The sequence below is a fragment of the Streptomyces sp. NPDC053432 genome, assembly GCF_055585365.1.
Window position 1 is genome coordinate 343,567 of sequence record NZ_JBVJKF010000001.1, and the last position, 14,899, is coordinate 358,465.

General features: G+C 70.6%; 11 protein-coding genes. 5 read left to right on the forward strand and 6 right to left on the reverse strand.

The genetic code is table 11. From position 1 onward, the window contains the following. Window positions 1-33 precede the first annotated feature (33 nt). A complete protein-coding gene (locus ACZ6Y1_RS01540) occupies window positions 34-1,065 on the reverse strand; it encodes a LacI family DNA-binding transcriptional regulator (RefSeq protein ID WP_469620803.1) in 1,032 nt (343 codons plus the stop codon). A 272-nt stretch (window positions 1,066-1,337) separates the two neighbouring features. Between ACZ6Y1_RS01540 and ACZ6Y1_RS01545 the strand changes: the two genes are divergently transcribed. The 3 genes from ACZ6Y1_RS01545 (at window position 1,338) to ACZ6Y1_RS01555 (ending at window position 5,399) form a co-directional block, all read left to right on the forward strand. Beyond that, window positions 1,338-2,312: a glycoside hydrolase family 6 protein gene (locus ACZ6Y1_RS01545; RefSeq protein WP_469620806.1), complete on the forward strand. Its 975-nt coding sequence runs from the start codon at window positions 1,338-1,340 to the stop codon at window positions 2,310-2,312. Window positions 2,313-2,358: 46 nt separating this feature from the next. Further along, window positions 2,359-3,657, forward strand: a complete 1,299-nt coding sequence (locus tag ACZ6Y1_RS01550; protein ID WP_469620809.1) for a glycoside hydrolase family 6 protein — start codon at window positions 2,359-2,361, stop codon at window positions 3,655-3,657. A 299-nt stretch (window positions 3,658-3,956) separates the two neighbouring features. Further along, the gene (locus tag ACZ6Y1_RS01555) at window positions 3,957-5,399 is read left to right on the forward strand and encodes an endo-1,4-beta-xylanase (RefSeq protein ID WP_469620812.1); all 1,443 of its coding nucleotides are present in this window, start codon (window positions 3,957-3,959) and stop codon (window positions 5,397-5,399) included. 172 nt (window positions 5,400-5,571) lie between these two features. Here ACZ6Y1_RS01555 and araD read toward each other — a convergent pair whose 3' ends face one another. After that, entirely contained in the window at window positions 5,572-6,309 is a 738-nt protein-coding gene (gene araD / locus ACZ6Y1_RS01560) for an L-ribulose-5-phosphate 4-epimerase AraD (protein WP_469620816.1), read from the reverse strand. A gap of 376 nt (window positions 6,310-6,685) precedes the next feature. On the opposite strand from araD, the gene ACZ6Y1_RS01565 reads away from it, so the two are divergent. Beyond that, on the forward strand, window positions 6,686-7,708 hold the full coding sequence (locus ACZ6Y1_RS01565; RefSeq protein WP_469621711.1) for a LacI family DNA-binding transcriptional regulator: 1,023 nt from the start codon (window positions 6,686-6,688) through the stop codon (window positions 7,706-7,708). A 51-nt stretch (window positions 7,709-7,759) separates the two neighbouring features. On the opposite strand, the gene yjfF is transcribed toward ACZ6Y1_RS01565, so the two are convergent. The 4 genes from yjfF to ACZ6Y1_RS01585 form a co-directional block, all read right to left on the reverse strand. After that, window positions 7,760-8,782: a galactofuranose ABC transporter, permease protein YjfF gene (gene yjfF / locus ACZ6Y1_RS01570; protein WP_469620820.1), complete on the reverse strand. Its 1,023-nt coding sequence runs from the start codon at window positions 8,780-8,782 to the stop codon at window positions 7,760-7,762. Then, a complete protein-coding gene (locus ACZ6Y1_RS01575; protein ID WP_469620823.1) occupies window positions 8,779-9,879 on the reverse strand; it encodes an ABC transporter permease in 1,101 nt (366 codons plus the stop codon). Before ACZ6Y1_RS01575 ends, yjfF begins: the two co-directional genes overlap by 4 nt. Beyond that, window positions 9,876-11,435, reverse strand: a complete 1,560-nt coding sequence (locus ACZ6Y1_RS01580; protein WP_469620827.1) for a sugar ABC transporter ATP-binding protein — start codon at window positions 11,433-11,435, stop codon at window positions 9,876-9,878. The genes ACZ6Y1_RS01575 and ACZ6Y1_RS01580 overlap by 4 nt, the downstream gene beginning before the upstream one ends. A 117-nt stretch (window positions 11,436-11,552) precedes the next feature. Continuing rightward, a complete protein-coding gene (locus ACZ6Y1_RS01585) occupies window positions 11,553-12,551 on the reverse strand; it encodes an ABC transporter substrate-binding protein (protein ID WP_469620831.1) in 999 nt (332 codons plus the stop codon). A gap of 590 nt (window positions 12,552-13,141) precedes the next feature. Here ACZ6Y1_RS01585 and araB point away from each other — a divergent pair. Beyond that, on the forward strand, window positions 13,142-14,836 hold the full coding sequence (araB, locus tag ACZ6Y1_RS01590) for a ribulokinase (protein ID WP_469620833.1): 1,695 nt from the start codon (window positions 13,142-13,144) through the stop codon (window positions 14,834-14,836). Window positions 14,837-14,899 lie beyond the last annotated feature (63 nt).

Here is a 14,899-nt window from a genome sequence, read left to right on the forward strand (position 1 = left end):
TCGGGCGGCCAGGCCGCCGGTCCCGCCCGCCGGTCAGGTCGGCACGGGCGGATCAGGGGCGGACCCGCGGACGGTCAGGCGGGTCGGGAGGATCAGCGGGCTGGGGCGGTGTCCTTCGATGGCGCGGATAAGCATCCTGGCCATCTCCTGTCCCAGAGCCCGCACCGGCTGGTGGACCGTGGTCAGCGGCGGGCTGGTGTGCCGGGCGCTCGCGAGGTCGTCGAAGCCGATCACCGCGACGTCCTCGGGCACCCGCAGCCCCCGTTCCCGCAGGGTGCGCAGGGCGCCGATGGCCATCGCGTCGGAGGCCGCGAACACCGCGTCGGGTTCGGGGTGCGCCCGGAGCAGTCGCTCCATCGCCCCGGCGCCGCCGTCCTCGGTGAACTGTCCGGGCTCGACCCCGAGCAGCGGCAGGCCCGAGAGGGTCAGACCGTCGGTGAACCCTTGCTCCCGCGCGACGGAGGCCCTGGCGTCCACCTGCCCGGTGATCATGACGGGCCGTCGGCGGCCCGTGCGCGCGAAGTGCTCGGCGGCCAGCCGGGCACCACCCCGGTTGTCGGCGTCGACGTACCACGTGGGCTCCCCGGTGAGCGGGAGTCCGCCGAAGACGACGGGGAGGCCGGCCTCCTCGCACAGCCGTCCCAGGGGATCGTCGCCGCGCAGCGCCATCAGCATGACGCCGTCGGCCCGACGGGAGCGCAGCAACCGCTCGAACCTCTCCCGTCCGCGAGGGGTGTTGGCCAGTACCAGGACCAGTTCGAGGTCGGTCTGCTCCAGCGCCGCGCTGACGCCGACGACGACCTCCGCGAAGAACGGGTCGGCGAACAGGCCCGGCTCGTCGCTGGAGACTGCCAGCACCACCGCTCCGACCTTGCGGGTCGCCAGCGCCTGCGCGGTCGGATTGGGCACGAAGCCCAGCTCGCGCACGGCCCGTTGGACCGCCTCCCGCTTGGCGCGGCTCACGTGCGGGGCGTTGTTGATCACACGGGAGGCCGCCGTGCGCGAAACACCGGCTCGCGCGGCCACCTCGTCGAGGGTCGGCATGCGCTTGGGTGACGGTTCCATGGGAGAACTGCTCCTCGTGCTCACGCGGACGGCGAACAGCGGCCATGATTCCACGCACGGCTCCGGCTCAGGGCCTGCGTACGGGTCCCGCACTCGGTCTCGATTCGGTAGCGCTTCCAACCAATCACGCCATGACGGCGACGGCAGCAGTTTCGCGTTCAACCTCTTGACACGCCTTGACGACGAACCCAATCATCCCAACAGGCGCGGTCCTTGCCGGTCCCAAAACTGGAAGCGCTTCCACACCTTCCCCACCTCTCGGAGGAAGCATCATGCGCAAGTCCGTCCGAGCCGCATCGGCCCTGCTGGCCGGTGTCCTCACCGCCGGTTTCGCCCTGATCGAGGCCGGCCCGGCGTACGCCGCCGACCCGACCACCATGACCAGCGGCTTCTACGCCGACCCCGACAACTCCGCCCTGCGGTGGGCCAACGCGAACCCCGGCGACGGGCGGGCGCCGGCGATCCGGACGTCCATCGCCGGCACCCCGGCGGCCCGCTGGTTCGGCAACTGGAGCGGTGACATCGGCACGGCCGCCGGCGCCTACGTCGGCCGCGCGGATTCCTACGACAAGCTGCCGATCCTGGTCGCGTACAACATCCCCAACCGGGACATCTGCGCCGGCCACTCCGGCGGCGGCGCCGGGAGCCGCGCCGCGTACGACGCCTGGATCGCCGCCTTCGCCAGTGGCATCGGCAACCGCCCGGCCGTCGTCGTCCTCGAACCCGACGCGCTCGGCCACGAGAGCTGCATGACGCCCGATCAGATCGCCGAGCGCAACGCGATGCTGAAGAACGCCATCGCCCAGTTCCAGGCCAAGGCACCCAGCACCTGGGTCTACCTCGACGCCGGGAACCCCGGCTGGATCGATGCCTCGACCATGGCGCGCCAGCTCGCCGCCGCCGGTGTCAGCGGGGCACGCGGGTTCGTGCTGAACGTCTCCAACTACTTCACCACCGAGCAGAACACCTCCTACGGCAACGCGGTCAACTCCGCCCTGGGCTCCTACGGCTACACCAAGCCCTTCGTCGTCGACACCAGCCGCAACGGCAACGGCTCCGACGGCCAGTGGTGCAACCCGCCGGGCCGCCGGATCGGTACTCCGAGCCGGCGCGGCGGAGGCGGCGCCGAGATGCTGTTGTGGATCAAGCTCCCCGGCGAGTCCGACGGCAACTGCGGCGTCGGGGCCGGCTCCTCGGCCGGGCAGTTCCTGCCGGAGGTCGCCTACAAGATGATCTACGGCTACTGACCTCCCTCCCCGCTCGCCGCAGGCCGAACCCCTCCGGAGGAATCCCGTGCGCACACCCCTGCACCGATTGGTCCTGGCAGCCGGCGCACTCACGCTGCTCCTCGGCGCCGTCGCCCCGGCCCCCGCCGAGGCGAGCTCCCCGCCGGCCTCCCACACACTCCCCACGAACACCCGCTTCTACGTCGATCCCGACGGTGACGCGGCCCGCCAGGCCGTCACCGATCTGCTCCAGGGGGACTTCGAGGGCGCCGCTTCCATGGCGAAGCTGGCCAGTTGGCCGCAGGCCGCCTGGTTCACCGACGGCACCCCGCAGCAGGTCGAGTCCCGCGTACGCGACCTGGTACGCCGCGCCGAGCGAACCCTGACGGTGCCCGTCCTGGTGGCCTACAACATCCCGCTGCGCGACTGCTCCCAGTACTCCTCCGGCGGTGCGCGGTCGGACGCCGAGTACCAGGCCTGGATCAGTGCCTTCGCCCGGGGGCTCGGCCGCAGCAAGGCCGTCGTCGTCCTCGAACCGGACGGGCTGGCCAACCTCCCCTCCGACTGCGGTCCCGGCAGCGACCCCACCGGCGCGATCACCACCGGACGCCTCGCCGACCTCAACCACGCGATCGACGTCCTGGAGCGGCAGCCGAACAGCGTCGTCTACCTGGACGCCGGCAACAGCCACTGGCGCAGCGTCGGCGACATCGCACAACGCCTCCTCCAGGCCGGTGTCGCCCGCACCCAGGGCTTCTCGCTGAACGTCTCCAACTATCTCGCCACGGACCTGTCCACCCATTACGGCACCTGGGTCTCCCAGTGCCTCTGGTTCGCCACCAAGGGCCCGGACCGGGCCAAGGGGCACCCCGAGTGGTGCGCGAGCCAGTACTACTCCCCTTCAGCACCGAACGACGGGCAGCCGGGGAACTCCGTGAACGTGGACGACCCGTCCACGTGGCACTGGACCGACCGGTGGTTCCAGCAGCACGTCGGCGCGCCGCCCGCGCAGGAGCTCACCCACCTCGTCGTCGACACCAGCCGCAACGGCCGGGGCGCCTGGACCCCGCCCGCAGGCAAGTACAGCGGCGACCCGCAGACCTGGTGCAACGCTCCCGGTCGCGGCATCGGCGCGCGGCCGACCGCGAACACCCGTGTCGCGCTCGTCGACGCCTACCTCTGGACCAAGACCGTCGGCCAGTCCGACGGCCAGTGCAACCGCAGCATCCCGGGCGGCACCATCGACCCGGAGTACGGCGTCGTCGATCCCCCGGCCGGGGTGTGGTGGCCGGAACAGGCCACGTCACTCGTCCGGAACGCCGATCCCGCGCTGGAGTTCAACGGGCTGCTACGAAACCACGGATGATCAATGAGTCATCGCCATCGAAATACTTTCGATGGCGATGACTCATTCGGAAAGCGGAAATCAGGCTGCCGAGAGGCGCGATTCTCGAAACCCTTTCGAAACTCTTGACTTGTTTCGGCAGGGTTTCCAGACTGAGGCCCGAGGTGGTCCGCCTTTCCGTGTCCGGGCACCAGGGTGCCGGCCCTCGACTTTTCCGTCCCGGTGGTGAGCGTCCTTTTTCGCCGGACGCGGGCGTCATTCACGCGGATTCACTCTGCCGCGCTCCAATCCTTTCGTCTTTCTGTCCTGGAGGCTCTTTCATGGGCTCACATGCCGTTCCCCCGCCCACCGGCCGCCGGAAAATCGGCGGTCTTCGTACGGCCCTGGTCGTCGGCGTCCTCGGTTCGGCCGTCGCGCTGGTGGCGCCGCTGACCTCACAGGCCGCCGAGAGCACGCTCGGTGGCGCGGCGGCACAGAGCGGCCGCTACTTCGGCACGGCCATCGCCTCGGGCAGGCTCGGCGACTCGGCGTACACGACGATCGCGGGCCGCGAGTTCAATTCGGTGACGCCCGAGAACGAAATGAAGATCGACGCCACCGAGCCCCAGCAGGGCCAGTTCAACTTCGCCGCCGGTGACCGCGTCCACAACTGGGCGGTGCAGAACGGCAAGCAGGTACGCGGCCACACCCTGGCCTGGCACTCCCAGCAGCCCGGCTGGATGCAGAACCTCGGCGGCGGCGCCCTGCGCCAGGCGATGACCAATCACATCAACGGCGTCATGGCCCACTACAAGGGCAGGATCGCCCAGTGGGACGTGGTGAACGAGGCCTTCGCCGACGGCAGTTCGGGAGCCCGGCGCGACTCCAACCTGCAGCGGACCGGCAATGACTGGATCGAGGTCGCGTTCCGCACCGCGCGCGCCGCCGACCCGGCCGCCAAGCTCTGCTACAACGACTACAACATCGAGAACTGGACCTGGGCCAAGACCCAGGCCGTGTACGCCATGGTCCGCGACTTCAAGCAGCGCGGCGTGCCGATCGACTGCGTGGGCTTCCAGTCGCACTTCAACAACGACAGCCCCTACAACAGCAACTTCCGCACCACCCTGCAGAGCTTCGCCGCCCTCGGCGTCGACGTGGCCGTCACCGAACTCGACATCCAGGGCGCATCGGCCACGACCTACGCCGGCGTGACCAACGACTGCCTGGCCGTCCCGCGCTGTCTCGGCATCACCGTCTGGGGTGTACGCGACACCGACTCCTGGCGATCGGAGCAGTCGCCGCTGCTGTTCGACGGCAACGGCAGCAAGAAGCCCGCCTACACCTCCGTGCTGGGCGCACTCAACGCCGGCTCCTCCACCCCCACTCCGACCCCTTCGCCCGGTTCCGGACAGATCAAGGGCGTCGGGTCGGGACGCTGCCTGGACGTGCCCGGTGCCGGCACCGCCGACGGCACCCAGGTCAACCTGTGGGACTGCAACAACCGCGTCAACCAGCAGTGGTCGTACACCGCCGGAGGCGAGCTCAGGGTCTACGGCAACAAGTGCCTGGACGCCGCCGGCGCCGGCAACGGCGTCAAAGTCCAGATCTACAGCTGCTGGGGCGGTGACAACCAGAAATGGCGCCTGAACTCCGACGGATCCATCGTCGGGGTCCAGTCCGGCCTCTGCCTCGACGCCGCCGGCAACGGCACCGCCAACGGCACCCCGGTCCAGCTCTACTCCTGCTCGAACGGCAGCAACCAGCGCTGGAACCGCACCTGAACCACTGAAGTCCCACCTATCCGTGCGGCCCGGGCCGTCGCCGCTGGTCCCGGGCCGCCGCCGTGGTGCGGCGAGCCCCGGCCGACCCGCCTTCACCGTCCGGCCCCCACCGTGTAGATCCCCTGGGCGCCGCCCCGGCACGACGCGTGTGTCGTCCCGGGGCTGCGCGGCCTCAGTTGCCCGGGGCGTGAGGGACGTTTCCGTAGTAGGCGTCCGGTCCGTGCTTGCGGGTGAAGTGCCGCTCCAGCAGATGCCTCGGCGGCTCGGAGGTGCTCCCGAGGCGGGACCCCAGCGCCAGCGTGTGCAGCGCCATCTCCGCCACGGCCTCGCAGACGATGGCGTTCTCCAGCGCAGCCTTCGCGGTGGCGCCCCAGGTGAAGGGGCCGTGTCGTGAGACGAGCGCTCCGGGGACCTCGTCGGCCCGACGGGGGTCGCCGTCCAGCCGGGCGACGATCACCTGTCCGGTGTTGTACTCGTAGTCCTTGGCGCACTGCTCGGCGGTGAGGTCCGCCGTCACGGGGACGGGCCCGTTGAAGGTGTCGGCGTGTGTCGTGCCGAGGACCGGGATCGGGCGGCGCGCCTGGGCGAAGGCGACCGCATGCGCCGAGTGCGTGTGGGTGACGCCGCCGATGGAGGGGAAGGCCCGGTAGAGGCACCGGTGGGTTTCGGTGTCGGTGGACGGCCTGAGGTGCCCGTCGACGACCCGCCCGTCCTCCAGCGCCACCACCACCAGGTCCTCCTCGGTGAGGTCGGCGTAGGAGACCCCGGACGGCTTGATGACGAAGACGCCGGCGTCCCGATCCACTCCGCTGACGTTTCCCCAGGTGAGGGTGGCCAGCCCGGCCTCCGGGATACGCAGGTTGGCCGCGAGCACCTCGCGACGGAGGTCCTTGAGGCTCGTCTCGCTCACTACACTCTCACCGTCTCTCCGACATGGGCGGCGGTTTCCCTGGACCGGCGTCCGGCAGGCCCCGCAGCCGCCCACGAGTGGGCTGGACCGACAGGGGGCCGCACAGCAGGCATCGCGGTCGCCCTGCCAGGGCGGCAACCCCCCAGAATTGTGAGCGCTAACACCTGCCAAACTCAAGAGATGCGAGAGGATTGCCCCCCGGATCCCACTGGGAACGCTGCATAATGTGAACGCCAACAACGATCGCTGGTCGACAATCTCCGGCCGGTCCGGGACGTGGCGGGCCGCGCCGGGTTCGATACCTTGAGGGGAAGGCCGCTCGATGAGGAAGGGAAGAGAGTTGACCCAGCTCCCAGACGTCTCGCGCGCGCCCACGATGACGGACGTCGCGCGCGTCGCCGGCGTGTCCCATCAGACCGTTTCACGAGTGCTCAGCGACCACCCGAACGTCAGCGCCAAGACCCGGGCCGCGGTGACGCAGGTCATCGAGCAGCTGGGTTACCGCCGCAACTCGGCGGCCCGCGCTCTGGCCACTCGCCGGACCCACACGCTGGGCGTCATCGCGGTGAACACCACTCTGCACGGTCCCGCCAGCACCGTGGCGGGAGTGCAGGAGGCGGCTCGGGACCGGGGCTACCTGACGTCCGCCGTCACGCTTCGTACGGCCACGCAGACGGCCCTCGCCGAAGCCATGCAGCACCTCGCCGGGTGGGGCGTGGAGGGGATCGTCGCCGTCACTCCCCAGCGCGCCGCGGTCAGAGCCCTGGCGGCATTGGAGGCACCGTGCCCGGTGGTCACCGTGGAAGGCGGCCACACGCTGGACCTGCCGGGGGTGTCGCTGGACCAGAACCTCGGCGCCCGCCTGATCACGGAACATCTCCTCGCCTCGGGCCACTCCACCGTGTGGCATGTCGCAGGCCCTCCCGACTGGCTCGAGAGCGAGGCCCGCACGCAGGGGTGGGAGGAGGCGCTGCGCGACGCCGGCGCCGAGGTGCCGCCCCTGCTGCGCGGCGACTGGAGTCCACTGTCGGGATACCACGCCGGCCAGCAGCTCGCGGGCCGGGTACGGGCGACACGAGGGCAGGAAGCGGGTCTCACCGCGGTGTTCGTCGCCAACGACCAGATGGCCCTCGGTGTCCTGAGGGCCTTGCGGGAAGCGGGCCTGCGCACGCCGGAGGACGTGGCGGTGGCCGGCTTCGACGACATCCCCGAGGCGGAGTTCTTCCCGCCTCCGCTGACGACGATCCGTCAGGACTTCGCCTCGCTCGGCCGCGACAGCATCGGCTTGCTCCTGGACCACATCGAAGGCCGGACCGACGAGCCGACGCACCTGGTGGTGGCGCCCGAGCTCATCGTGCGCGCCAGTACGGCCCGCAGGATCGCTCCCCCCGGCGACTGACCCCCACCCGGGAGCGGCGGCGGAACGGGCTGACGGACTGCGGAGCCGGAGTCAGTCGGCGGCGGGCCGGCGGCCGCTCATCAGACGTTGCAGCACGATGAACACGAGCAGCAGGGTCCCGATGACGATCCGGGTCCACCAGGAGCTGAGCGTGCCCTGGAAGTTGACGACCGTCTGGATCATGCCGAGGACGAGCACGCCGAGGGCGGTTCCCAGGACGAAGCCGGAGCCTCCGGTCAGCAGGGTGCCGCCGATCACGGTGGCGGCGATCGCGTCGAGTTCCATGCCCATGGCGTGGAGGGCGTAGCCGGAGAGCATGTAGAAGGTCAGCAGCAGGCCGCCGAGTGCGGAGCACAGGCCGCTGACGGCGTACACGGCGATCTTGGTGGAACCCACGGGAAGACCCATCAGGCGTGCGGATGCCTCATTGCCGCCCAGCGCGTACACGTTGCGGCCGAAGCCCGTGTGGTGCAGTACGACGAAGGCGACCAGCAGCACGGCCAGGGCGATGACCACCGGGATCGAGACGAACAGTCCTCCCGGGCCGTACAGCCGGGTCTGCGCGATTCCCGACGTCGTGGGGTCGTTGATCGTGATGGATTCGGTGCTGATGGTGTAGCAGAGACCGCGGGCGAGGAACATGCCGGCCAGGGTGACGATGAACGGCTGGATCTCGAAGGTGTGGATGATCCAGCCCATGAACGTCCCGCTCACGGCGCCGACCAGCAGGACCAGTGGGATGACGGCGGCCAGGGGCCAGCCGTGCGACTCGACCAGCCAGGCGGTGAGCGTGGTCGACAGGGCCACCATGGAGCCGACGGACAGATCGATGCCGCCGGTGAGGATGACGAAAGTCGCCCCGACCGCGACGACCAGGAGGAATCCGTTGTCGATCAGCAGGTTCAGCACGACCTGCGTGGAGAGGAAGCCGTCGTAGCGCACCGACCCGACGGTGAACATGACGACCAGCAGGACGGCCGTGACGATCAGTGGGATACGGGTGCGGGTGCGCGGGGAAACGGTCGCGAGGGGGCGGGTGAGCCCAGCGGCGGCGTTCGCGATACCGGTACTCATGCGCGTACCTCCTGCTGCTGCGGGGCGGCGCCCGGCGTGGTGTGGGATCGGGGGGTGGTTGCCCTGCGGCGACGCAGGACCTTGGCCCGGAAGACCGGGGACTGGACGAGGCAGACGACGATGACGACGAATGCCTTGAAGACGAGGGTGGTCTCGGGTGGGACGCCGAGGGTGTACACGGTGGTGGACAGGGTCTGGATGATCAGGGCGCCCAGGACGGTGCCGCCGAGGGAGAAGCGTCCTCCGGTCAGGGCGGTGCCGCCGACGACCACGGCGAGGATCGCGTCGAGTTCGATCCACAGGCCGGCGTTGTTGCCGTCGGCGCTGGAGACGTTCGAGCTGATCATCAGCCCCGCGACCGCGGCGCACAGCGCGCTGAAGACGTAGACGAGGGCGAGCAGCCCGCCGGCGCGGATGCCGACCAGGCGGCTGGCGGCGGGGTTGCCGCCCACGGACTCGATCAGCATGCCGAGTGCGCTGCGACGGGTGACGAAACCGGTGAGCGCGACGAGGGCGGTGGCCAGGAGGACGGCGAACGGGAGGGTCAGCCAGTAGCCGCCCCCGATCATCTTGTAGGGGGCGCTGGTCACCGTGATGATCTGGCCGCCGGTGATCAGCTGGGCGACGCCGCGGCCGGCCACCATGAGGATCAAGGTGGCCACGATGGGCTGCACCCCCAGCCCTGACACCAGGAATCCGTTGGCGAGGCCCAGTACCAGGGCGACGCCGAGCGCGAGGGCGACCGCTGCGAGCACGGTGGCGACGCTGCCGGGACGTGCGGCGGTGGAGATGTGCCCGCAGGCGAGGGCGCCGGCGATGGCGACGGTCGAACCCACGGAGAGGTCGATGCCCCGGGTGGCGATGACGAGGGTCATGCCGAGCGCCACGAGGGTGAGGGGCGCGCCGAACTGGAGGATGTCGATGAGGCTGCCGTAGAGGTGGCCGTCGCGTACGCGGACGGAGAAGAAGTCGTGGTGGAACGCGAGGTTGCCGAGGAGCAGCGCGAGCAGGATGAGCGTGGGCCACAGCAGGCGGTGGCCCGCCAGGCGTCTGCCGGTTCCGCCGACCGCCTTGGGCTCGGCAGGCTGGGTGGTCATGAGTCCGCTCCGGTGGCGATGGTCGTGAGGATGCGTTCGGGCGTGACGGTGCCGTCGTTCGTGAGGGTGGCCACCATCCGGTGGTCGCGGAGCACGGCGATGCGGTGGCTCAGGCGCAGGACCTCGTCGAGTTCCGCCGAGATGAACAGCACGGCGGTGCCTTCGCCCGCCTGGCGGGCCACGAGTTTCTGGATCTCCGCCTTGGCCCCGATGTCGATGCCGCGGGTGGGTTCGTCGAGGATCAGGAGCCGGGGTGCGGTCAGCAGCCACCGCGCGAGGAGCACCTTCTGCTGGTTGCCTCCGCTGAGGTGGCGCACCTGCGCTTCGGGGTCGGCGGGGCGGATGTCCAGGGCTCCGATCCAGCGCCGTGCCAGTTCGTCCTGTTTCGCCCGGGTCAGCGGCCTGGTCCAGCCGCGGGCGGCCTGCAGGGCGAGGACGATGTTCTCGCGGACCGTGAGCTCGCCCACCAGTCCTTCGGACTTGCGGTTCTCGGAGCAGAAGGCGATGCCCCGGGCGATGGCGTGGCGCGGGGTGCGCAGGAGTACCGTCCTGCCCTCGATGCTCACCTCACCCGCGTCCGCGCTGTCCGCTCCGAACAGCAGACGCGCCACCTCGGTGCGGCCCGAGCCCAGGAGCCCGGCCAGTCCGATGACCTCACCGGCATGGATGTCGAGGTCGTACGGCTCGATCGAGCCCGCTCGGGTCAGTCGTCGCGCCTGGAGGAACGGCTCACGGGCCGCCCGTTCGGCCGCTTCCTCGCGCGCACGGTCGGACAGCTGGTCGAGGGTGGCCAGCTCTCCGCCGATCATGCGCTGCACCAGCGTCACCGGAGTGAGTTCCCCGATGGGGTACTCGCCTTCCAGCCGGCCGTTGCGCAGGATGGTGACGCGGTCACAGATGTCGAACACCTGGTCGAGGAAGTGCGTGACGAACAGGATGGCCACACCACGGTCACGCAGGCGCCGCACCAGCGCGAAGAGCTGGGCGACCTCCTCGCGGTCCAGGCTGGAGGTGGGTTCGTCCAGCACCAGCACCCTCGCCGAGACGTCCACCGCCCGGACGATGGCGACCAGTTGCTGAACGGCCAGGGAGTGCGAACCGAGCAGACCGGTGACGTCCAGGTCGAGGTCCAGCTCCGTCAGCAGCGCCGCCGCCCGCCGCCGCAGCGCGGACCAGTGGATGAGGCCGAACCGGCGCGGTTCGCGCCCGATGAGGATGTTCTCGGCTACCGAGATGTTCGGGCAGAGGTTGACCTCCTGGTAGACGGTGCTGATCCCGGCCCGCTGGGCCTGGAGGGGGTCCGCGAACGCGTGGGGCCGGCCGTCGACGAGGATGGTGCCGCCGTCGGCGGGGTGGACACCGGTGAGCACCTTGATCAAGGTGGACTTCCCGGCGCCGTTCTCGCCCATCAGGGCGTGCACCTCACCGGGGAAGAGCCGCAGGGCGACTCCGTCGAGGGCGAGCACGCCCGGGAACTGCTTGCGGATGCCCTGGGCTTCCAGGACCGGCCGCGGGTCGCCGGCGTCCGTGGGGCGCGGGGTGGACGGGGATGCCATCCGCCCTCCTCTCGTGGATGGGGTGGTGGAGCGGGCTGGCGGTGCCGGGGATCGCGGGCCCCCGCCGGATCCTGAGGAGGACCCGGGGCGGGCCTCCCGCGGCACCCGCCGGCCGCGTCAGTAGTTTCGGGAAGGCAGTGCGGCCGCGGCCTTGTCCTGCGGGAAGACACCCTCCTGGGTCTCGACCCGGGTCGGCACGCTCTCCCCTGCGACGACCTTCTTGGCCAGCTCCATCAGCTGGTCGCCGAGCAGAGGGTTGCACTCCACCACGACGTTGATCTTGCCCTCGGTCATCGCGACGAAGGCGTCCTTGATTCCGTCCACCGAGATCACCTTGATGTCCGTACCGGGCTTCTTGCCGGACTCCTCGATGGCCTGGATGGCTCCGAGCGCCATGTCGTCGTTGTGGGCGTAGAGGACGTCGATGTCCTTCTGCGACTTCAGGAACGCCTGCATGACCTCCTTGCCCTTGGCCCGGGTGAAGTCGCCCGACTGCGAGGCCACGATCTTGAACTTGCCGTCGCTGCGGATGGCCTCCGCGAAGCCGGCCTTGCGGTCGTTGGCGGGGGCGGAGCCCGTGGTGCCCTGGAGCTCGACGATGTTGACCGGACCCTGCTCGTTGGCGTACGCGCCGGTCAGCCACTCGCCCGCGGACTTGCCCTCCTTGACGAAGTCCGAGCCGAGGAAGGTCTTGTAGAGGGAGGTGTCCTTGGTGTCCACGGCGCGGTCGGTGAGGATGACCGGGATCCCCGCGTCCTTGGCCTCCTTCAGCACCGTGTCCCAGCCGGACTCCACGACCGGCGAGAAGGCGATCACATCCACCCGCTGCTGGATGAAGGTGCGGATCGCCTTGATCTGGTTCTCCTGCTTCTGCTGCGCGTCGGAGAACTTGAGCTCGATCCCGGCCTTCTTCGCCGCCTCCTGGACGGACTTGGTGTTGGCGGTGCGCCAACCGCTCTCGGCGCCGACCTGGGCGAAGCCCATGGTGATCGTGCCGCCGGAGTGCGCCTTGGCCCCGGAAGCCGGGCCGGAGGCGGGGCCCTCGGTCGAGCAGGCGGTCAGCGCCGAGGAGGCGAGGAGGGCGGCGGTGAGGACGAGAGCTGCTCTGCGAGCCATGACGGGTGTCCTTTCGGAGGTACGGAAGAGCTCCGCGCGGCCGGCGCCCGGCTGTGCCGGGGGCAGGGGCGGGGGCGGGGGCGGGGCGGGGTCGGAGCCGAGCTCGGAGCCGGGGTCGACAGGAGGCGGATGCCCTTGGGCGGATGCCCTTGGGCGGATGCCCTCGGGAGGGGGCGCCGTCGCATTGTGAGCGTTAACAAGCCTGGTTCTCAACCCCCTTGTCCGTGTTACCTGTCCGTTACCGCGCCACGTGTGCGGCAACGAGGCCGACTCCACCCGTTCGCGAGAGCGCCGTCTCCGCCTCCCGACGGACGCGTCAACCACCGCCGGTTCGACGCCAGATCGAGTCGGGCCTCCGTATCCCCCGTATACGGAGGCCGCGACGCCGGGGGCGCTCCCCACGTGATCGACGCAGAGCTCTTGCGTATCGACATTGTTAGCGCTCACACTGCGAGGGCAGCGGCCAGTTCCGAGCGCCGGTACTGCCGGGGCGGTATCTCCGGCCGAGCCGGCCGGGCCGCGCCGCCTCCCGCCGCCCCGCCCCGCCCCGCCCGCCCATCAACCCCACGGCTCCTTCGAAAGGCACTCCGTTGACGTCACCCCATCCCCCCGCGCCCACCCCGCCTTCCGGGGAATCGGAGCAGTACACGGTCGGCGTGGACTTCGGCACCCTGTCGGGCCGCGCCGTAGTGGTGCGGGTCCGCGACGGTCAGGAGCTGGCCGCGGCGGTCCACGCCTACCGGCACGGCGTCATCGACCGGCACCTGCCGCACGGCGGTGCGCAACTGCCGCCGGACTGGGCCCTGCAACACCCGCAGGACTGGCGGGACGTACTGCGTCACGCCGTCCCCGAGGCCGTGGCGGCGGCCGGAGTCGATCCTGCCGCCGTGATCGGCATCGCCACCGACTTCACCGCCTGCACCGTCCTGCCCACGCTGGCCGACGGGACTCCCCTCGCCGAGACGGAGCTCGCCGGACGGCCGCACGCGTGGCCCAAACTGTGGAAGCACCACGCGGCCCAGCCCCATGCCGACCGCATCAACGAACTCGCCCACGCCCGCGGGGAACGATGGATCACCCGCTACGGCGGCCGGATCTCCGCGGAATGGCAGTTCGCGAAGGCCCTCCAGGTCCTGGAGGAGGATCCGCTCGTCTACGAAAGCTGCGCGCGGTGGATCGAGGCCGCCGACTGGATCGTGTGGCAGCTCACCGGAGCCGAGTCCCGCAACGCCTGCACCGCCGGATACAAGGGCATCCACCAGGACGGCGCCTACCCGAGCGAGGAGTACCTGGCCGCGCTGAACCCCCGGTTCGCCGACTTCGCACGCACCCGCCTCGAATTCCCCCTCTCCGCGCTGGGCTCACGCGTGGGCTCGCTCAGCACGGAGGCGGCGGCCTGGACGGGGCTGCGCCCCGGCATCGCCGTTGCCGCGGGCAACGTCGACGCCCACGTCACCGCGGCGGCGGCCCAGGCCGTCGAGGACGGTCAACTGCTCGCCATCATGGGCACTTCCACCTGCCACGTCGTGAACGCCTCCGTCCTCGCCGACGTCCCCGGCATCTGCGGTGTCGTCGACGGCGGGATCGTCGAGGGAGCCTACGGATACGAGGCCGGTCAGAGCGCGGTCGGCGACATCTTCGCCTGGGTACTGGACCAGGGCGTCCCGCCGGACTACCTCGCCGAGGCCGCCGACCGCGGCGAGGACCTGCACACCCTGCTGACCCGGAAAGCCGCCCTGCAGCCGGTCGGCGGCCACGGACTGGTCGCCCTCGACTGGCTGAACGGCAACCGCTCCGTCCTCGTCGACCACCACCTCTCCGGAGTCGTCGTCGGGCTCACCCTCGCGACCCGTCCCGAGGACGTCTACCGTGCGCTGCTGGAGGCGACCGCGTTCGGCACCCGCGTCATCGTGGAGGCCCTCGAGAAGGGCGGCGTCCCGGTGCACGAGTTCATCGTCGCCGGCGGACTGGCCAAGAACGAACTGCTGATGCAGATCTACTCCGACGTGCTGCGCCGCCCCGTCTCCCTGGCCGCGTCCGACCAGGGACCCGCCCTCGGGTCGGCCATCCACGCCGCCGTGGCCGCCGGCGCGCACACCGACGTGCGCACGGCCACCGCCGCCATGGGCCGCCGACGGCCTGCCGTCCACACGCCGGACGCCTCCCGGGCCGACGCCTACGACGCCCTCTTCGCCGAGTACCGGCTCCTGCACGACCACTTCGCCGCCGGCGGCCCGCTGCACCGCCTGAGGCGGATCCGCGACACGGCCCGCACGGCGGGCTGACCCCGTCCTTCCTTCCCGCTCACCCGCCCGCCCGCCGCCGCGGGACGTCACCTTCAGGAGTCC